General features: G+C 72.8%; 15 protein-coding genes and 1 tRNA gene. 6 read left to right on the forward strand and 10 right to left on the reverse strand.

Features of this window, described 5'->3' with window-relative positions; genetic code table 11:
* Nucleotides 1-21 precede the first annotated feature (21 nt).
* The 4 genes from mshC to ACWCQS_RS27810 form a co-directional block, all read right to left on the reverse strand.
* Nucleotides 22-1,251 carry a cysteine--1-D-myo-inosityl 2-amino-2-deoxy-alpha-D-glucopyranoside ligase gene (gene mshC, locus ACWCQS_RS27795; RefSeq protein WP_388626412.1) on the reverse strand — a complete coding sequence of 410 codons (1,230 nt, stop codon included), beginning with the start codon at nucleotides 1,249-1,251 and terminating at the stop codon, nucleotides 22-24.
* A 102-nt stretch (nucleotides 1,252-1,353) separates the two neighbouring features.
* Nucleotides 1,354-2,193 (reverse strand): SCO1664 family protein, encoded by an 840-nt coding sequence (locus ACWCQS_RS27800; protein ID WP_451006983.1) that lies wholly within the window; start codon nucleotides 2,191-2,193, stop codon nucleotides 1,354-1,356.
* On the reverse strand, nucleotides 2,157-2,747 hold the full coding sequence (locus tag ACWCQS_RS27805; protein WP_388626415.1) for a DUF3090 domain-containing protein: 591 nt from the start codon (nucleotides 2,745-2,747) through the stop codon (nucleotides 2,157-2,159). Before ACWCQS_RS27805 ends, ACWCQS_RS27800 begins: the two co-directional genes overlap by 37 nt.
* A 99-nt stretch (nucleotides 2,748-2,846) precedes the next feature.
* Entirely contained in the window at nucleotides 2,847-3,533 is a 687-nt protein-coding gene (locus tag ACWCQS_RS27810; protein WP_451006984.1) for a histidine phosphatase family protein, read from the reverse strand.
* Between the two features lie 62 nt (nucleotides 3,534-3,595).
* Between ACWCQS_RS27810 and corA the strand changes: the two genes are divergently transcribed.
* Entirely contained in the window at nucleotides 3,596-4,591 is a 996-nt protein-coding gene (gene corA / locus ACWCQS_RS27815; protein WP_451007117.1) for a magnesium/cobalt transporter CorA, read from the forward strand.
* Nucleotides 4,592-4,603: 12 nt separating this feature from the next.
* Here corA and ACWCQS_RS27820 read toward each other — a convergent pair whose 3' ends face one another.
* Together ACWCQS_RS27820 and ACWCQS_RS27825 are read right to left on the reverse strand one after the other, a co-directional pair.
* Nucleotides 4,604-5,392, reverse strand: a complete 789-nt coding sequence (locus ACWCQS_RS27820; protein WP_451006985.1) for a ferritin-like domain-containing protein — start codon at nucleotides 5,390-5,392, stop codon at nucleotides 4,604-4,606.
* Nucleotides 5,393-5,556: 164 nt separating this feature from the next.
* Nucleotides 5,557-6,612, reverse strand: a complete 1,056-nt coding sequence (locus tag ACWCQS_RS27825) for an LLM class F420-dependent oxidoreductase (protein ID WP_451006986.1) — start codon at nucleotides 6,610-6,612, stop codon at nucleotides 5,557-5,559.
* A gap of 163 nt (nucleotides 6,613-6,775) precedes the next feature.
* On the opposite strand from ACWCQS_RS27825, the gene ACWCQS_RS27830 reads away from it, so the two are divergent.
* Nucleotides 6,776-7,759 (forward strand): aldo/keto reductase, encoded by a 984-nt coding sequence (locus ACWCQS_RS27830; RefSeq protein ID WP_451006987.1) that lies wholly within the window; start codon nucleotides 6,776-6,778, stop codon nucleotides 7,757-7,759.
* Nucleotides 7,756-10,005: a helix-hairpin-helix domain-containing protein gene (locus ACWCQS_RS27835; RefSeq protein WP_451006988.1), complete on the forward strand. Its 2,250-nt coding sequence runs from the start codon at nucleotides 7,756-7,758 to the stop codon at nucleotides 10,003-10,005. Before ACWCQS_RS27830 ends, ACWCQS_RS27835 begins: the two co-directional genes overlap by 4 nt.
* A gap of 98 nt (nucleotides 10,006-10,103) precedes the next feature.
* Here ACWCQS_RS27835 and ACWCQS_RS27840 read toward each other — a convergent pair whose 3' ends face one another.
* Nucleotides 10,104-10,802, reverse strand: coding sequence for a hypothetical protein (locus ACWCQS_RS27840; RefSeq protein WP_451006989.1), 699 nt, complete (start codon nucleotides 10,800-10,802; stop codon nucleotides 10,104-10,106).
* Between the two features lie 47 nt (nucleotides 10,803-10,849).
* Here ACWCQS_RS27840 and ACWCQS_RS27845 point away from each other — a divergent pair, with 47 nt between their 5' ends.
* Nucleotides 10,850-11,038, forward strand: coding sequence for a DUF5703 family protein (locus ACWCQS_RS27845; RefSeq protein WP_014671721.1), 189 nt, complete (start codon nucleotides 10,850-10,852; stop codon nucleotides 11,036-11,038).
* 77 nt (nucleotides 11,039-11,115) lie between these two features.
* Here the strand turns inward: ACWCQS_RS27845 and ACWCQS_RS27850 are convergent, their stop codons facing one another.
* From ACWCQS_RS27850 to ACWCQS_RS27860, 3 genes are all read right to left on the reverse strand, one after another.
* Nucleotides 11,116-11,925 carry a chaplin gene (locus tag ACWCQS_RS27850; protein WP_451006990.1) on the reverse strand — a complete coding sequence of 270 codons (810 nt, stop codon included), beginning with the start codon at nucleotides 11,923-11,925 and terminating at the stop codon, nucleotides 11,116-11,118.
* 164 nt (nucleotides 11,926-12,089) lie between these two features.
* Nucleotides 12,090-12,323 (reverse strand): chaplin ChpH, encoded by a 234-nt coding sequence (chpH, locus tag ACWCQS_RS27855; RefSeq protein ID WP_388626431.1) that lies wholly within the window; start codon nucleotides 12,321-12,323, stop codon nucleotides 12,090-12,092.
* Between the two features lie 176 nt (nucleotides 12,324-12,499).
* Nucleotides 12,500-13,825, reverse strand: coding sequence for a M20/M25/M40 family metallo-hydrolase (locus ACWCQS_RS27860; RefSeq protein WP_451006991.1), 1,326 nt, complete (start codon nucleotides 13,823-13,825; stop codon nucleotides 12,500-12,502).
* A 217-nt stretch (nucleotides 13,826-14,042) separates the two neighbouring features.
* On the opposite strand from ACWCQS_RS27860, the gene ACWCQS_RS27865 reads away from it, so the two are divergent.
* Nucleotides 14,043-14,130 (forward strand) — tRNA-Leu (locus tag ACWCQS_RS27865).
* Between the two features lie 260 nt (nucleotides 14,131-14,390).
* Nucleotides 14,391-18,251 (forward strand): Pls/PosA family non-ribosomal peptide synthetase, encoded by a 3,861-nt coding sequence (locus tag ACWCQS_RS27870; protein ID WP_451006992.1) that lies wholly within the window; start codon nucleotides 14,391-14,393, stop codon nucleotides 18,249-18,251.
* Nucleotides 18,252-18,305: the final 54 nt, after the last annotated feature.

An 18,305-nucleotide genomic window follows, 5' to 3' on the forward strand; every position in this document is an offset into this window, starting at 1 on the left:
CCTCCATCGGAGGTGCGGGAACTAGAGCGCCACTCCCAGCAGCGCGTCCACCGCACGCGTGACCACGCCGGGCGCGCCCGTGTCAGTGCCCCCCTGCTCCTCCTGCCGGGCCGCCCAGCGGTCCACCGCCGCGAGGGCGGCGGGGGCGTCCAGGTCGTTGGACAGGGCCTCGCGGATCTCCTCGACCAGCGCGTCCGCGGGCGGGCCGTCGGGGCGGGAGACGGCCGCTCGCCAGCGGCCGAGGCGGGCCACTGCGTCCTGCAGGACCTGGTCGGTCCACTCCCAGTCGGCGCGGTAGTGGTGGGCGAGCAGCGAGAGACGGATGGCGGCGGGGTCGACGCCGTCCCGGCGGAGCTGAGAGACGAAGACCAGGTTGCCCTTGGACTTGGACATCTTCTCGCCGTGCAGGGCGACCATGCCGGCGTGGACGTAGGCCTTGGCCATGGGGAACTCGCCGGTGAGCACCTGGGCGTGCGAGGCGCCCATCTCGTGGTGCGGGAACGCCAGGTCGGAGCCGCCGCCCTGGACGTCGAAGCCCATGCCGAGATGGTCGAGGGCGATGGCCACGCACTCGATGTGCCAGCCGGGCCGGCCCCGGCCGAGGGAGCCGCCGTCCCAGCTGGGCTCGCCCTCGCGGGCCGCCATCCACAGCATCGGGTCCAGCGGGTTCTTCTTGCCCGGGCGGTCCGGGTCGCCGCCGCGCTCGGCGGACAGCAGCCGCATGGCGGCCGCGTCGAGGTTCGAGACCTTGCCGAAGTTCGGGTCGGACTCGACGGAGAAGTAGATGTCGCCCTCCAGCTCGTAGGCCGCGCCGAGTTCACGCAGCCGCTCCACGAGCGGGACGATGCCGGGTATCGCCTCCACGGCGCCTATGTAGTGCCGGGGCGGGAGCATCCGCAGGGCGGTCATGTCCTCGCGGAAGAGGACGGTCTCCTTCTCGGCGAGGGCGACCCAGTCGACGCCGTCCCGCTCCGCGCGCTCCAGCAGCGGATCGTCGACGTCGGTGACGTTCTGGACGTAGTGGACCTGCCGCTTGGTGTCGAGCCACACGCGCTGCACGAGGTCGAACGCGTTGTAGGTCGCCGCGTGACCCATGTGGGTCGCGTCGTACGGGGTGATGCCGCAGACGTAGATACGGGCGACGGGACCGGGGTCGAGGGTGACGAGGCCGCCGGTCGCGGTGTCGTGGATCCTCAGGTCGCGGCCCTGACCAGGCAGGGCGGGGACCTCGGAAGCGGGCCAGGCATGCATGTACATGAGCCTAACCGGCTGCCCGCCGCGTATACGAACGGGATCGCGCCCGTTGGCCGGTTTCGCGGTCTTGTACATCGGCGCCCGATGTGCTGATCGCGCTCACACCGGCGGCCAGGGGATGGCGGGCCACTCGCCGTTCGGCTCCGGGTGCACTCCCGTGGTGAGCAGCGCCTCGACACGCGCGCGTGTGGCGTCGATCTCGGCCGGGGTGATCAGTGCGGTCAGTCGCTCGCCCAGCGGCCCGCCGAGGGCCCCCCGCAGTCCCTGCAGGGCCTCGACGGCCTCGGCGGTCAGCGGCTCCCCGGCCCAGCCCCACAGCAGCGTGCGCAGCTTGTTCTCGACGTTGAAGGTGACGCCGTGGTCGATACCGAAGAGCCGGCCGTCGGTGGTGGGCAGCAGATGGCCGCCCTTGCGGTCGGCGTTGTTGATCACCGCGTCGAGGACGGCGAGCCGGCGCAGCCGCTCGTCGTCGGCGTGCACGAGGAGCGCGGTGCGGCCCTCGCCGACCTCGGCCAGGCCGATCGCCTTCCAGCCCGGCTCCGGTTCCTCGGCGTCCACCAGGGCGAGCAGCTCCGCCTCGGCCTGGACGTCGATCCACAGCTGGCACATGCCCTCGCCGTACGGCCCGTCGCGCAGCACGGTCGGCGGGACGAGCCCCCAGCCGGTGGCCTCGGAGACCTCGTAGGCGGCCACCTCGCGGCCGGCCAGGGTGCCGTCGGGGAAGTCCCACAGCGGGCGCTCCCCGGCCACCGGCTTGTAGATGCAGGGGGCTTCCCGGCCGTCCAGGGCGATGGTGCAGAAGAGTGCGGCGTTGGACGCCTCGCGGATCCGGCCGCGCACGGTCAGCTCACCCCGCGCGAGCAGCTCGGCGGCGGCCGAGTCGGCTGCGGCGTCGGTGGGCGTCACGCTCCGCGGCGGTATCCGTTCTGGCGCGGACATACGTGTCCTTCCGGATCGAGCGGGAGGCTGCACAGCGGACACGGCGGCCGCCCGGCGTTGACGACGTCGAGGGCGCGCTTGGCGAAGGCCCGGGCCTGCGCACCGGTCAGCCGGACCCGCAGCATCGGGGGCCCGTTCTCCTCGTCCTGGAGCAGGCGCTCCTCGGCCTCGGCGAGGTCCTCCTCGGTGTCGGCCTCCAGCTCCACCAGGGCCTGGGCCTCGACGATCATGCGCTGTTCCTCGCCGTCCCAGGCCAGCGCCATGGTGCCGACGCGGAACTCCTCCTCGATGGGGGTCTCCAGCGGCGCGGTGTCGGCGATCTCGGTGGGCGCCATCGCGGGGACGGCGGCGCTGCCGCCGCTGCGCCGTACGACCTCGTCGAGCAGTTCGTCCATGCGCTCGGCGAGGGCGGCCACCTGGGTCTTCTCCAGAGCCACGCTGGTCACCCGGGAGCCTGCGGTGGCCTGGAGGAAGAACGTACGGCGTCCGGGCAGTCCGACCGTGCCGGCCACGAAGCGGTCCGGCGGGTCGTAGAGGAACACCTGACGGGACACGTCCTGTCTCCATTGAGAGTGAGTTCGAGAGTTTCGGCGGTGCGGGCCGCCCACGGATGCGCGACTGTGTGGATCGCTTCACCCTACTGCGGCCGACGATCACGGTGCGCCCGCACCACCTCCGACCGGTGCGTCGCCCTCACCAGGTTCCTCGCGCGGGGCGAGCGAAGCGAAATCCCCGGTGTCGCCGAGGCGAACGAGAAACGGCCGCAGCCGGGTGTAGCGGATCGCGGTGACGGAGCAGGGTTCCACGGAGATCCGCTGGAACAGGTCGAGGTGGAGTCCGAGGGCGTCGGCGACCAGGGATTTGATGATGTCACCGTGGGAGCACATGAGGTAGACGGCGTCGGCGCCGTGCTCGCGCTCCACGCGCGCGTTCCACTCGCGTACGGCCTCGGCGGCGCGGGTCTGCATGGCGCGCATGGACTCGCCGCCGGGGAAGGCGGCGGCCGACGGGTGGGCCTGGACGACCTCCATCAGCGGCTCGTCCTTGAGCTCGGCGAGCTTGCGGCCGGACCAGTCGCCGTAGTCGCACTCCCCGATCCGCTCGTCGGTGTGGACGCGCAGGCCGGGGCGGGCCTCCAGCAACGGCCGAACGGTCTCCTGGCAGCGCTGCAGGGGGCTGGTGACGACCTCGGAGATCGGCAGTGCGGCGAGCCTTGCGGGCAGCGCGGCGGCCTGGGCGGCGCCGCGCTCGTCCAGGGCGACGCCTGGCGTCCAGCCGGCGAGCACACCGGAGGTGTTGGCGGTGGAACGTCCGTGCCTGACGAGGATCAGCGTGGGCATGCGGCCCAGGGTAGGCGTATCAGCACATGCACCGGTGACCGGACGAAGGGAGAATGCGCTCCGTGATCGTCGACTGCGCCATCTACCGGCACGGGCACCGCACCGAGGGCCCGGAGGACCTGTCCGACGCGCTCTCCGAGGCGCGGGCCGAGGGCGGGTTCGTGTGGATCGGCCTGTATGAGCCGTCCGAGCGGGAGTTCGACCTGGTCACCCAGGAGTTCGGGCTGCATCCGCTGGCGGTGGAGGACGCGCTCAACGCGCATCAGCGGCCCAAGCTGGAGGTGTACGAGGACTCGCTGTTCATGGTGCTGAAACCGGTCGTGTACGAGGCGGAGAGCGACACGGTCTCGGCGGGCGAGATCATGGTCTTCGTCGGCGACGGTTTCGTGGTCACCGTCCGTCATGGCGAGGGCTCGCCGCTGGCCGCCGTACGGCGCCGGCTGGAGCAGGAGCCGGAGATGCTCGACAAGGGCCCGACCGCCGTGCTCTACGCGATCTCCGACGCTGTCGTCGACCACTATCTGGAGGTGGCGACGGAGCTGGGGACCGATCTGGAGGAGCTGGAGGCGGAGGTGTTCCTGCCGGACGGCGGCGGCTCGCGGGGCACCGCGTCCCGGATCTACGGCTTCAAGCGGCAGATCCTGGAGTTCCGCCGGGCCACCGGCCCGCTGGCGCTCCCGCTGACCCGGCTGGCCGGCACCGGACCGCTGGGCGCGTCGGTGCCGTTCGTGCACGACAAGGCGCGCCCGTTCTTCCGGGACGTCGGCGACCACCTCACGCGCGTGAACGAGTCCGTGGAGGCCCTGGACCGGCTGGTGTCGGACGTCCTGTCGGCGCATCTGGCGCAGATGAGCGTGCGGCAGAACGACGACATGCGGAAGATCTCCGCGTGGGCGGCGATGGCCGCGGTCCCCACGATGATCGCGGGGATCTACGGCATGAACTTCGACCACATGCCGGAGCTGCACTGGTTGTGGTCGTATCCGGCGGTGATCCTGGCGATGGCGGCTCTGGAGGTGCTGCTGTACCGCCTGTTCAAGCATCGCGGCTGGCTGTAGGCCCGGTGCGGCTCAGGCGAACTCGGGGGCGGGGGTGGCGGGGTCGCCGAGGGGGTCGCGGCGCTCGGGCATGCGGAGGGTGACCATGCGGCGCCAGCCGGCGAGGCGCTCGTAGGCGTACACCGCGTGGATGCCGGCCGCGAGGAGGGCGTACCTGGCCCTGGACCAGCCCAGGATGCGGCCCATGCGGGCCATCACGGCGAGGCTGACGTCCCGGTGGACGCGGATCTCGGCGAGGGCGCACTCGCGCAGGGTGCGCTGGATGAGCCGGCCGTGCCCGGCGACGGCGAGCCGCAGCAGTTCCTCATGGGTGTAGGCGAGGTGGGCGTCCTCGTCGTCGGCGATCATGCGTACGGCCCTGCCGACCTCGGGATGGCCGGCGAAGTGTCCGAGCAGCAGCGCCATCTGCTCGGCGGCGCGCTGTTCGGTGACGCGGCTGTGGGAGAGGTAGACGACGATGTCCCGCTCGGTGAGCGGCTCGTCCCGCCTGAGCTTGTCGTGGGCGAGGCCGATGCCGTGCCGCTCCAGCAGCATCGTGTAGTCGGTCTCGGGCGGTACGGCGACGGGGGTGAGCCCGCGCTTCTTCATCAGGGCGGTGAAGATGCGTCCGTGCTTGTCCTCGTCGGCGCCGTGCCGGGCGATCTTCGGGGCGAGGGCGCGTTCGCCGGGCGGGACCAGCGCGGCGATGCGCCCGTTCTCCCAGCCGCCCTGGGACTCTCCGCTGGCGGCGATGGAGCAGAAGAGCCGGAAGGCCTCGTCGTTGTCGAGGATCTCCTTGAACAGACTCTTGGCCGAAAGCATGAATAGAGTCAAATGCGGACAGTGCGGGCATGCAACAGCTGTGCGTGTCCGCTCGGCCAAAAGAATGACTCCCCGGTCGTAACCGCGCGGCGCCTGGCGCGTTGTTCCCTGTGACGGCCGTGGCGGGGAAGACCCCCGAGCCCCCACCACGGCCGCTGAAACTCCTAGGCCAGCCCGGCGCGCTCCAGTGCCTCGCTGCCGGCCCGCAGGGAGGCGAGCCGCTCCTCCAGGGTGAACCCGGCCGGCGACAGGCTGAGCGTGGTGACGCCGGCGGCGGCGTAGGCCTTCATCCGGTCGGCGATGCGGTCGACGGAACCGAGCAGAGTCGTCTTGTCGATGAGGTCCTGCGGGACCGCGGCGGCGGCCCCCTGCTTGTCCCCCGCCAGGTACTTCTGCTGGATCTCGGCGGCTTCCTTCGCGTATCCCATGCGCTGGGCGAGCTGGTTGTAGAAGTTCTGCTTGGCGCTGCCCATGCCGCCGACGTACAGCGCGGTGTACGGCCGGAAGGTGTCGGCGAGCCGGGCCACGTCCTTGTCGTCACCGACGGCGATCGGCAGGGTCGGGCAGACGTCGAAGCCGTCGAGGGTCCTGCCCGCCTTCTCCCGGCCGGCGCGCAGGTACTTGAGGGTGGTCTCCTCGAGGTGTTCTGCGGCGGGGAAGATCAGCAGGGCGCCGTCGGCGATCTCGCCGGTCTGCTCCAGGTTCTTCGGGCCGATCGCGGCGATGTACAGCGGGATGTGCTCGCGCTGCGGGTGCACGGTCAGCTTGATCGGCTTGCCCGGGCCGCCGGGCAGCGGCAGCGTCCAGTGCTCGCCCTCGTAGCTCAGCCGCTCCCGGGTCATGGCCTTGCGTACGATCTCCACGTACTCGCGGGTGCGGGCGAGCGGCTTGTCGAACTTGACCCCGTACCAGCCCTCGGAGACCTGCGGGCCGGACACGCCGAGCCCGAGCCGGAAGCGGCCGCCGGACAGCGAGTCGAGCGTCGCGGCCGTCATCGCGGTCATCGCGGGCTGACGGGCCGGGATCTGGAAGATGGCCGAGCCGACGTCGATGCGCTCGGTCTGTGCGGCGACCCAGCTGAGCACCGTGGCCGCGTCGGAGCCGTAGGCCTCGGCGGCCCAGCACACGGAGAAGCCCAGCCGGTCGGCCTCCTGGGCCACGGCCAGATTGTCCCCGTCCATTCCGGCACCCCAGTAGCCGAGGTTGATCCCGAGCTGCATGGCCGAATCCCCTTACCCATGAGTAACGTCCTTGTGGAGGCGACCCTAGCGCGGGGACGGAGTCCGGGGCAGGCACAGGGCGCCTGAAAGCACCGTGCCGCGGCCCGACGCGGTTATCCACAGGCCACCCACCGCACCGGTTCTGGCCAGTAATCTCGGCCGCATGGAGCAGAGGCATCTCGGCCGTACCGGCCTGCGCGTGTCCCGGATCGGGCTCGGCACCCTCACCTGGGGCCGGGACACGGACGAGCACGACGCCGCGGACATGCTGAAGGCGTTCTGGGAGGCCGGCGGAACCCTCGTCGACACCGCCGACGTGTACGGCAACGGCGAGGCGGAGTATCTGCTCGGGCAGCTGATGGACGGCCTGGTGCCGCGCCGCGACCTGGTGATCTCCACCAAGGCGGGCAGCGTCCCCGACCCCGACCGCCGCTTCGACGGCTCCCGCGGCCATCTGCTCGCCGCCCTCGACGCCTCGCTCGCCCGCCTGGGCACGGACCACGTCGACGTGTGGCACGTCCACGCCTTCGACCACGGGACCCCGCTGGAGGAGACCCTCCAGGCCCTGGACATCGCGGTCAGCAGCGGCCGCGCCCGGTATGCGGGCGTCTCCAACTTCTGCGGCTGGCAGCTCGCCAAGGCCGCCACCTGGCAGCTCGCGGCGCCGGGCATCCGCACGCGACTGGCCAGCACGCAGATGGAGTACTCGCTGCTGCAGCGGGGCGTGGAGCGGGAGGTGCTGCCCGCCGCGCTGGATCTCGGCGTCGGCCTGCTGCCTTCCTCCCCGCTCGGCCGGGGCGTGCTGACCGGGAAGTACCGGCACACCACCCCGCCGGACTCGCGTGGCGCCTCCGAACATCTGGCGCCGTTCGTCGAGCCGTACCTGGACGACACGGCGACCCGCATCGTGGACGCGGTGACGACGGCCGCCGACGGGCTGGCCGTCACCCCGCTCCAGGTGGCCCTCGCCTGGGTCCGGGACCGGCCCGGCGTGGCCGCGCCGATCGTCGGTGCGCGCAACGCTCAGCAGCTCACGGCGGCATTGTCAGTGGAGGCCCTTAGTCTTCCTGACGAGATCTGCCGGGCGCTGGACGATGTGTCGGCGCCCGTGCACCGCTATCCCGATCACGACTGGAGCACGCTGTGAGCACGGAGCCGGAGACCACGGAGGAAGCCGGGCCGGGGACGCCGGACGCGCCCGAGGGCCAGAGCAGCACGGGCGGGGGCGAGAGCGCGGGCGGCGACACGGGGACCGAAGAGGCTGACGCCGGCCGGGCCGACGGCGGTGACGGCGCCGGCAGCCCGACCGGTGCCGGGGGCGACGGCGCCGGAGCAGCGGCGGGCGCGGGTGGCACCGAGGGCGAAGACTCAGGCTCCGGCCAGTTGTCCGAGGCCGAGGCCGAGTTGGCTGCGCAGCGGGTCGAGCGGGAGCGGATCGAGCGGCGCAAGGCCGAGAGGAAGGGCCCGATCGAGAGCGGCACCAAGCTCAGCGGCAAGGCGGCCGACCTGCTCGCGGCGGTGCGGGCGGTGGAGAGCGGCGAGAAGCCGGTGGACACGGTGTTCGCCGAGCCCGCTCCGGCGCCGCGCCGCCCGGCCCCGGAGCCCGTGCGCCGGCCGCAGCCCGCGCCCGCACCGGCCGCCGTCACGCCCAGTGCTCCGGCACCGGAGACGGTGGAGGGTGTGCGCCGGGTGCTGGCGGAGGGCGGCGCGCCCGAGACCCTGGCTCCCCAGGTGGCCGCGGCGCTCGGCGAGGGCGCCGACGCGGCGCTGCGCGAGGACCCCTGGCAGCTGCTGCGGATCAGCGGGGTAAGGCCCGACCAGGCCGACGGCTTCGCCAGGGCCCTGCTCGGCGCCGCCTGCAGCCCGGGCGACGAGCGGCGGACTCGTGCGATCACCGTCTGGCTGCTGGAGCAGGCGGCCCTGGCCGGGCACACCGCGCTGGAACTGCCCACGCTCACCGCGGCGCTGGGCAAGCAGGGCGTCCCGGACCCGGACGCGGCGGTGCAGAGCACCCTCGCGGAGGGCGAGGCCCTGGCGTTCCAGGACGCCCTGGAGGAACCGGGAGCCGCCCCGCCTCAGGCGGCGGAGGAGGGCGAGGGCGAGGAGGAGCGGCCGGTCCGGGTCCTCGTCGGCCTGGAGCGGTACGCACTGGCCGAGGAGAGCCTCGCCGACGGCCTGGCCCGGCTGGTCAACTCGCTGCCCAAGGAGACCGAGCAGGCCTGGCAGGCGGCGGTCGACGCCGTCTCCGGCGGCACCGCCGAGCTGGTCCGCGCGGTCGCCGGACACGGCCTGGTGCTGCACACCGGCGGGGAGGCGGCCCGCGCCGAACCGGCCGCGCTGCTCGGTGCCGCCCGCACGGCCGGCCTGCGGGCCTTCGCCGTCTGCCACACGCCCGACGGACGCCACCGCCTCGCCCCCCTGCTGGGCGCGGACCCGGCGGAGCACGGTGTGGGCACGGTCGCCGGCCTGCTGTCCGGCGCCGAGGGACCGGGCCGGGACACGGACGGCGCGCTGGAACTCGATCTGCTGATCGTGCTGGACGCGCCGCAGCTCGACGTGGAGAGCGCCGCGATGCTGGTGGAGTCGCTGCCCGACGGGGCCCGGCTGGTGCTCAGCGGCGACCCGGCTCTGCTGTGGTCGGCCGGACCGGGGCGGGTCTTCGCCGACCTGCTCGCCGCCCGCGTCTGCCCGCAGCTCGCCTCCCGCATCCCGGACCAGGGCCCGATCGGCGAGCTGGTCTCCGGCATCGGCATCGGCGAGCTCAACCAGGTCGCCGCTCCGGGCAAGGAGATCGTCATCGTCCCGGTGCGGGACGCGGGCGAGGCCGTGCACCGGACCGTCCAGTTGGTCGCCGACTCGGTGCCGCGTGCGCTCGGTGTCCCGGCCGACCAGACCGTGGTGATCACCCCAGGGCATGGCGGCGCCGCGGGGACCCGCGCCCTCAACGCCGCGCTGAAGGAGCGCCTCAACCCCGGCCCGGGCCGCTTCGGCGGCTTCGACCCCGGCGACCGGATCGCCTACTCCCCCGCCCCGGGCCGTGCGGTGCCGGGCGTGGTGGTGAAGGCCGACACGGACGGGCTGCACCTGTCGTGCGCGGGCGCCCCGGTGGTCGTACCGCGCGAGCGGGTGGAGGGCGCCCTGCGGCACGGCTGGGCGCTCACCGCGCACCAGGCGGCGGGCACGCGCTGGCCGGCCGCGGTCGTCGTGCTGCCCGGCGACGCCGCGCAGGCGCTCAGCAGACCCTGGGTGTACACGGCCTTCGGCCGCGCCGAGCGGCATCTGTCCGTGGTCCACGGCGTGGAACAGGCCCTGCCGAAGGCGGTGGCGGAGACACCGGCCAAGCCCCGCACGACCCGCTTGCAGTCGCTGCTGCGCACGCAGGTACCCGCATAGGTCTTCTGGATCCCCTTCCGCCGTGACGGCGCTCGGTCACAGCGGCGGAACGCGGCGGTGCCGTGCCGGTCTCAGGGCCATGGCACCGCCGGCCACCCTCATCTCTGGGCGCCCTGGACCTGGCCCTCGACCTCGTCCTCGTCCTCGACGAACTCGAGATCTTCGTCCTCGTCCGCTTCCTCGTCGTCCTCGTCGTCGAACACCGCGCTCACATCGAACCGGCACACCACTCCTTGCGGATCGATGTGCTCGAACGGCGCCTCCAGCCACTCCCCCGCCTCGGGGGCCTCGTCCGAAGCGGTGACCCAGAGTGTGGAGTCGCCCTCCTCCAGGCCGAACTCCTTGTGCCGGGAGGCGATCTCGTCCGGTTCGAACTCGCCGAACAGGATGCCCAGCGCGCCCGGTACCGTACCGGCGGCGTCCTCGGCCAGGCCGCCCGCGGCCTCGTACTCCGCCGCCTCGACCCGCTGGGCCTGCGACAGCAGCCGCTGGGGTTCCGCCACGGCGTAGTCGCGGCGGATCAGCACGCTGATCGCGTTCGGTTCCTCGGGGCCCGCGTACGGCGGCAGCTCCTCGGCACCGGGGATCTCGAAGGGCGTGACCTCGTCGTAGCGGTCGTAGAGCAGCTCGTCGTACGCCTCGGCGGCCGCGGCCAGCTCGTTGAACGCCTCCAGGACGGCCGGGTCGTCCTCACCCGACCTGCGTTCGACCGCGGCCAGATGACGGTCGAGCGCGGTCTTGATCGCCTCGGCGGCGGCGCGTACCTCGGCAGCGGTGGGCTGCGCAGCATCAGACATAGTGCAGACGCTATCCGTACCGGGCCCCAGCCCGCACAATAGATGCGATGCCGGAATACGAATTTGTCGACGTGTACGTGCCTCGCGGGGTGTCCCGCAAGGAGGCCACTCGTCTGCTGACGGACCATGCCGAGTACGGACACTGGGAGTTGGACCGACTGAGCCTGCTGCGCGACGGCAGCCGCAGGGTGCGGTTGCGCCGGCGGATCATCCGCCAGGTGCGTGCCACATGGTGAGGTCGGTCACCTGACGGAGCGGGCCCTGCCGGTCTGGCAGGACCCGCTCCGGTTCCGGCCCGGCGTACCCGGGCCGGCTACGCGCTCGCCCGCGCCTTGCGGTAGAGCACCGCGCCCGCGAGCAGCGCACCTGCGCCGACCGGCAGCGCGAGGCCCAGCGGCAGATCGCTTCCCGTGTGCGCGAGCTGGGCGTTGCTCAGGGGCTGGGCCGAGCGGCCGCCCGTCTGCTGGACCTGGCTGGACCCGTGGGGCCCCTGGGGCGTGTGACCGCCCTGGCCGGGCGGGGTCGTCGGATTCCCCGGGTGGCTCGGCTTACCGGGGTGGCCAGGATGACCCGGGTGTCCAGGGTGTCCGGGATGACCCGGGTGACCAGGGTGTCCGGGGTGTCCGGGGTGGCCCGGCTGACCCGGCGGGTTGCTGGGGCCGCCGCCCGGCGGCTGACCGTGGTGGTCGCCGCCTCCGTTGGCGCAGTCGTTGCCCGTGGTGGCATTGCCGGCCCCGATGACGTTCACGCTGTTGCCGCAGACGTTCACCGGGGCGTCGATCGGCACCTGCACGGTGTTGCCGGAGCCGACGCCGGGCGAGCCGCCGGTGTGGCCGCCCGCGTGCGAGCCGCCGGAGCCGCCCTGGCCCGCCGAAGTGCCGCCGTGGTTGGCGCATGAATTGCCCACGGCCGGGTTGAGCAGCCCGACGATGTTCACGGTGTTGCCGCACACGTTCACCGGCACGTGCACCGGTGCCTGCACGATGTTGCCGGACAGTACGCCGGGTGAGCCGCCGGCGGCGCCGGACGCGCCCGCGTCGGCGTGGGCGTAGCCGCTCGCGGCGGCGATCACACCGGTCGCGGCGGCCATGGTCATCAGGCCCTTGCGGGTGCTCTGTCGCATGGTGGGTTCCCCCCTGCCTTCGTTTCGGTTCTTCGAATCCCCGAGACCGGGTCCGAATGCGTGTGAAAAGACCGGTCGGCCTCGGAGCGCATGGCGCGCGCTCCGAGGCCGACGGCTCGTGGAAGACGCCCCCTCGGGACCAACGCCCCCTCAGGGAGCCGACGTCAGTGGTTGACGCAGGTGTTGCCGAAGGCGGGGTTCAGGAGCCCGATCACGTTGACCGTGTTGCCGCAGACGTTCACCGGCACGTGCACGGGCACCTGGATGACGTTGCCGGAGACGACGCCCGGGGACTGCACGGCGGCTCCCTGGGCACCGGAGTCGGCGACGGCGAGGCCCGCGCCCGCGAGAACCAGCCCACCGGTGGCAGCCGCAGCAGCGACGACCTTCTTGATCATTCTTCCTCCTTGTTGGCACTGCGATTCCAAGGTGCGGGATCGCATCACCTGTAACGAGGAGGGAGTAATGGAGCTACGAGCTTATGGTCGCATTCACCCTTCTCAGTCGGTCTCGTACGACTGCCCGAATCCCCAGGGCCACGGCCTGACCACGCGTCCTGCCTCGGCCCAGGGGCTCACGACGCGTCGATGAACCGGTCGAGCACCCGCACGCCGAACCGCAGCCCGTCCACCGGCACCCGCTCGTCCACGCCGTGGAACATGCCGGCGAAGTCCAGCTCCGGCGGCAGCTTCAGCGGGGCGAAGCCGAAGCCGCGGATGCCGAGGTCGTCGAAGGACTTGGCGTCGGTGCCGCCGGAGAGCATGTAGGGGATCGCCTTGGCGGTGGGGTCCTCGGCGACGAGTGCGGACTGCATGGCCTCCACCAGTGCCCCGTCGAAACCGGTCTCGACCGCCTTGTCGGTGTGCACGTCCTCGCGCCGCACATGAGGTCCGAGCAGCCGGTCGAGGTCGCCGAGGAACTCCTCCTCGTAGCCCGGCAGGAAGCGCCCGTCGATGTGTGCGGTGGCCTCGCCCGGGATGACGTTGACCTTGTAGCCGGCGTTGAGCTGGGTGGGGTTGGCGGTGTTGCTGAGGGTGGCGCCGATGAACTTGGCGATGCCGCCGAGCCGGACGAGGGTGGACTCCATGTCCTCCGGGTCCAGCTCGGTGCCGAGCGCGTCGCCGAGCTCGTCGAGGAACGCCCGGGTGGTCTTGGTGACCCGCACCGGGAACTTGTGCCGGCCGACGCGGGCCACGGCCTCGGACAGCTCGGTGATGGCGTTGTCGCGGTGGATCATCGAGCCGTGCCCGGCGGTGCCGGCCACGGTCAGCTTCATCCAGTGCATGCCCTTCTCGGCCGTCTGGATCAGATAGAGCCGGCGCTGCTCGTTCACGGTGAACGAGAACCCGCCGACCTCGCTGATCGCCTCGGTGACGCCCTCGAACAGCTCGGGGTGGCGGTCGACCAGGTGGCGGGCGCCGTACGTGCCGCCCGCCTCCTCGTCGGCGAGGAAGGCGAGCACGATGTCCCGCGGGGGCCGCCGCCCGCTCCGGAGCCGGTCGCGCACGACCGCGAGGGTCATGGCGTCCATGTCCTTCATGTCGACGGCCCCGCGCCCCCACACGCACCCGTCGGCGATCTCGCCGGAGAACGGGTGGTGGGTCCAGTCGGTGGCGTTGGCCGGTACGACGTCCAGATGGCCGTGGATCAGCAGCGCGGGCCGGGACGGGTCCTCCCCCTCGATGCGGGCCACCGTAGAGGCGCGGCCCGGGTGCGACTCGAAGATCTCCGGTTCGAGACCGACCTCGGCGAGCTTCTCGGCGACCCACTCGGCGGCCTTGCGCTCGCCGGGGCCGGAGTGGTCGCCGTAGTTGCTGGTGTCGAATCGGATCAGCTCGCGGCAGAGGTCCACGACCTCGTCCTCGCCGGTGACGCTCCTGGCCGTGTCCGTCTCGCTCACGTGCTTCCTCCCGCGCTGTCGCTGCTGGTGGTCGTCCTCATCCTCCCTCTCCCCCGCCCGCGGCCCAAGACCGGTCCCGGCCCGTCACACACCGTTCACGGGCGGCCGGTGCCGCAACCGGGGGGTGATCAGCCACCCTCGAAAGCCTGGTAATGTTTCCTTCGTCGCCGCGAGGGAAACCCCGCCGAAAGGGTTCCCCGAGCACGACAGACACCTTGTCCGGGTGGCGGAATGGCAGACGCGCTAGCTTGAGGTGCTAGTGCCCTTTATCGGGCGTGGGGGTTCAAGTCCCCCCTCGGACACCAGTGAGGGCCCCTGCTCAGCAGGGGCCCTTCGCTTTGCCCGCGAGTCGACCCGGAAGCCCCAACCACCCCGGCACACCCCCTCCTTGACGGTGTGTGAGGCATGTCTCGCCCGGCGTGAAGATCGGCAGGTCACGGCCCCGAAGCCGCGGTACTGCAGTCACCCGAACGGCCCTCTCGGGCGGCCGGACGAAGGGAGTGGACCCTAACGTCGTACTAATATTTCCGGCTTGTCACTCAGCCGGACCCGACGTGAGGACCCGATGGCAGCCATAGACGAGAGCAGCGCTCTCGGCCTGCTCGACGAAGAGATCCGCACGCAGTTCGGCGACCGGGCACGCTTCTCCGCCGGGCCCGCCGCCTCGCCGCGCACGCTGGTCGACGTCTTCGACGCGACCGTGCGGTCCCATCCGGACGAGCCGGCGCTGGACGACGGTACGACGTGCCTGACCTACCGCGCGCTGGCCGGCGAGGTGGAGCGGCTGCGGCGGCGGCTCGCCGGTGCGGGCGTCGGGCTCGGGGACCGGGTCGGTGTGCGGGTGCCCTCGGGGACCAACGAGCTGTACGTCGCCGTCCTCGCCGTCCTCGCCGTCGGTGCCGCCTATGTCCCCGTCGACGCCGAGGACCCGGACGAGCGGGCCGACCTGGTGTTCGGGGAGGCGGAGGTGCGGGCCGTCATCGGGGCCGGGCACACCATCACCGTCCAGGGCACCTCCGGCTCCCCCGCGGCGCGGCCCGGCGTCGAGCACGACGCCTGGATCATCTTCACCTCGGGGTCCACCGGGAAGCCCAAGGGCGTCGCCGTCACGCATCGCAGCGCCGCCGCGTTCGTGGACGCCGAGGCGGCGCTGTTCCTCACGGAGGAGCCGATCGGGCCCGGCGACCGGGTCATGGCCGGACTCTCCGTCGCCTTCGACGCCTCCTGCGAGGAGATGTGGCTGGCCTGGCGGTACGGCGCCTGTCTGGTGCCCGTGCCCCGGTCGCAGGTCAGGAGCGGTGCCGATCTCGGGCCCTGGCTGGTCGAGCAGGAGATCACCGTCGTCTCGACCGTGCCCACCCTGGCCGCACTGTGGGAGCCGGAGACACTCAACGACGTACGGCTGCTGATCTTCGGCGGCGAGGCCTGTCCGCCCGAGCTGGCGCAGCGCCTGGTCATCGAGGGGCGCGAGGTGTGGAACACCTACGGGCCGACCGAGGCGACCGTCGTGGCCTGTGCGGCACTGCTGACCGGTGCCGAGCCCATCAGGATCGGGCTGCCGCTCGACGGCTGGGAGCTGGCCGTCGTCGACGAGGCCGGTGAGCCGGTGCCCATGGGCGGCAGCGGGCAGCTCGTGATCGGCGGGGTCGGGCTCGCGCGGTATCTCGATCCCGAGAAGGACGCCGAGAAGTACGCGCCGCTGCACTCGCTGGGCTGGGAGCGGGCCTATCGCAGTGGTGACCTGGTCAGGGCCGAGCCCGAGGGGCTGATCTTCCTGGGCCGGGCCGACGAGCAGATCAAGCTCGGCGGGCGGCGGATCGAGCTCGGTGAGGTGGACGCCGCGCTGCAGGCCCTGCCCGGGGTCGCCGGGGCCGCGGCCGCCGTGCGCACCGCCCGCGGCGGCAATCAGCTTCTCGTCGGTTACGTGGTCACCCAGGACGGCTGGGACCATGCGGCCGCCGTGGAGAGGCTGCGGGCCGAGCTGCCCGCCGCGCTGGTGCCGCTGCTCGCGCCCGTCGCCGAGCTGCCGACCCGGACGTCCGGCAAGGTGGACCGAAACGCCCTCCCGTGGCCCCTGGAGGGCGTCGAAGCGCCCAAGGCCGAGCTGTACGGCACCGAGGCATGGCTCGCCGAGCAGTGGGCCGAGGTGCTGGGCATCCCGGTGACCAGCGCGTCCGACGACTTCTTCGCGATCGGCGGCGGCTCGCTGGCCGCCGCCCAGCTCACCACCCGGCTCCGCACCCGCTACCCGAGTGCCGCCGTCCTCGACATCTACCAGCAGCCGACCCTGCGCAAGCTGGCCCGGCGGCTGGAGGCCTCGGCGCAGGACGACGGCGGGGCCCGCACGATCGCGCCGGTTCCGGTCCGCGCCCAGGCCGTCCAGCTTCTGCTGCTGCTTCCGCTGGTCACCCTGCTCGGGCTGCGCTGGACGGTGGTCCTGGCCGCCGCCGGGAACCTGCTGACCGGCTACTCCTGGCTGCCGACCGCCCCCTGGTGGCTGCTCGCGGCCGCCGCGCTGCTGTTCTTCACCCCGCCCGGCCGGATCGCGCTCGCGGCGGGCGGGGCGCGGCTGCTGCTGCGGGGCGTGCAGCCCGGCCGGTACCCGCGCGGCGGCAGCGTGCATCTGCGGCTGTGGACGGCCGAGCGGTTGGCCGAGTTCAGCGGGGCCACCTCGCTGACCGGGTCCTGGCTGGAGCGGTACGCGCGGGCGCTGGGCGCGAAGGTCGGGCCCGAGGTGGACCTGCACTCGCTGCCGCCGGTCACCGGCATGCTCAAGCTGGGCCGGGGCGCGGCCGTGGAGTCCGAGGTCGATCTGTCCGGGCACTGGCTGGACGGCGACCGGCTGGAGATCGGCCCGGTCAAGGTCGGCGCGCACGCCACCGTCGGCACCCGCAGCATGCTCTTCCCGGGCGCCCGCGTCGGCAAGCGGGCCGAGGTGGCTCCCGGCTCGGCGGTCGGCGGGCAGGTCCCGACCGGCCAGCGCTGGGCCGGCGCGCCCGCGGTCAAGCTCGGCAGGGCCAAGCGCAACTGGCCCAAGGAGCGGCCCCAGCGGGGCACGTACTGGCGGGTGATGTACGGCATCACCGGCCTCGCGCTGAGCGCGCTGCCGCTGCTCGCGGGGGTGGCCGCGCTGCTGGTCGCCCGGGTCTTCGTGACGCCCGGAGGCTCGCTCACCGGGGCGTTGCGCGGGGCCGCGCTCGGGCTGGTGCCGGCCACGCTCGCCTACGGGCTGGCGTACGCGCTGCTGATCCTGGTCGCCGTACGCGTGCTCGGTCTGGGGCTGCGCGAGGGCACGTATCCGACGCACAGCCGGGTGGGCTGGCAGGCGTGGACCGTGACGCAGCTGATGGACCGGTCCCGGGAAACGCTGTTCCCGCTGTACGCGGGGCTGGTCACGCCGGTGTGGCTACGGCTGCTGGGGATGCGGATCGGGCGCCGTGCCGAGGTGTCGACGGTGCTCGCGCTGCCGAGCCTGACCACGGTCGGCGACGGGGCGTTCCTGGCGGACGACACGCTGACGGCGCCGTACGAGCTGGGCGGCGGCTGGGTGCGGATCGGGCGTGCGGAGATCGGGCGGCGGGCCTTCCTGGGGAACTCCGGGATGACCGGGCCGGGCCGGAGCGTGCCGGACGGCGGCCTGGTCGGCGTGCTGTCGGCGACGCCGAAGAAGGCGAAGAAGGGCACCTCGTATCTGGGGCTGCCGCCGGTGAAGCTGCCGCGCAGTGCGGCCGGCGGGGATCAGAGCCGTACCTTCGAGCCGCCGGCCCGGCTGCTGTGGGCGCGCGGTCTGGTGGAGCTGTGCCGGATCGTGCCGGTGCTGTGTTCGGCGGCGCTGGCCGCGGCGACGGTGGCGGCGCTGTGCGCGCTGGGGCCGTGGGCCTGGGCCCTGCCGGGGGCGGTGCTGCTCGGGGCGGGTGTGGTCGCGGCGGTCGTCTCGGTCGTCGCGAAGTGGCTGCTCGTGGGGCGGCACCGGGCCGGGGAGCACCCGCTGTGGAGTTCCTTCGTGTGGCGCAACGAGCTGGCGGACACGTTCGTCGAGGTGCTGGCGGTGCCGTGGCTGGCCGGGGCCGTGCCGGGGACGCCGGTGCTGACGGCGTGGCTGCGCGGGCTCGGCGCGCACATCGGCAGGGGCGTGTGGGTGGAGAGCTACTGGCTGCCGGAGACGGACCTGGTGACCCTTCAGGACGCGGCGACCGTCAACCGTGGTTGTGTGCTGCAGACACACCTCTTCCACGACCGGATCTTGCGGACGGATACTGTGGTCCTCCGTGAGGGCGCCACGCTGGGCCCTGGCGGCATCGTGCTGCCCGGCAGCACGGTCGGGGCCCGTACGACCCTGGGGCCCGCGTCGCTCGTCATGGCCGCGGAGTCCGTCCCGGACGACACCCGCTGGCTCGGCAATCCGATCGAGGCATGGCGTCCCTGAGCGCGGGCCACTCGGTTCCGGCCCCGGCACCCAGTGGTGGCACAGCGCAGGGAG

It is taken from the genome of Streptomyces sp. NPDC002076 (assembly GCF_053593835.1).

Bases quoted from the DNA above. Each gene is read 5' to 3' on its own strand.
- ACWCQS_RS27810 (WP_451006984.1), bottom strand. From the start codon at position 3,533: ATGCCCACGCTGATCCTCGTCAGGCACGGACGTTCCACCGCCAACACC.
- ACWCQS_RS27845 (WP_014671721.1), top strand. From the start codon at position 10,850: ATGCCGGAATACGAATTTGTCGACGTGTACGTGCCTCGCGGGGTGTCC.
- ACWCQS_RS27800 (WP_451006983.1), bottom strand. From the start codon at position 2,193: ATGTCCGCGCCAGAACGGATACCGCCGCGGAGCGTGACGCCCACCGAC.
- ACWCQS_RS27840 (WP_451006989.1), bottom strand. From the start codon at position 10,802: ATGTCTGATGCTGCGCAGCCCACCGCTGCCGAGGTACGCGCCGCCGCC.
- ACWCQS_RS27825 (WP_451006986.1), bottom strand. From the start codon at position 6,612: ATGCAGCTCGGGATCAACCTCGGCTACTGGGGTGCCGGAATGGACGGG.
- ACWCQS_RS27850 (WP_451006990.1), bottom strand. From the start codon at position 11,925: ATGCGACAGAGCACCCGCAAGGGCCTGATGACCATGGCCGCCGCGACC.
- ACWCQS_RS27830 (WP_451006987.1), top strand. From the start codon at position 6,776: ATGGAGCAGAGGCATCTCGGCCGTACCGGCCTGCGCGTGTCCCGGATC.
- ACWCQS_RS27820 (WP_451006985.1), bottom strand. From the start codon at position 5,392: ATGCTTTCGGCCAAGAGTCTGTTCAAGGAGATCCTCGACAACGACGAG.
- ACWCQS_RS27870 (WP_451006992.1), top strand. From the start codon at position 14,391: ATGGCAGCCATAGACGAGAGCAGCGCTCTCGGCCTGCTCGACGAAGAG.
- mshC (WP_388626412.1), bottom strand. From the start codon at position 1,251: ATGCATGCCTGGCCCGCTTCCGAGGTCCCCGCCCTGCCTGGTCAGGGC.
- chpH (WP_388626431.1), bottom strand. From the start codon at position 12,323: ATGATCAAGAAGGTCGTCGCTGCTGCGGCTGCCACCGGTGGGCTGGTT.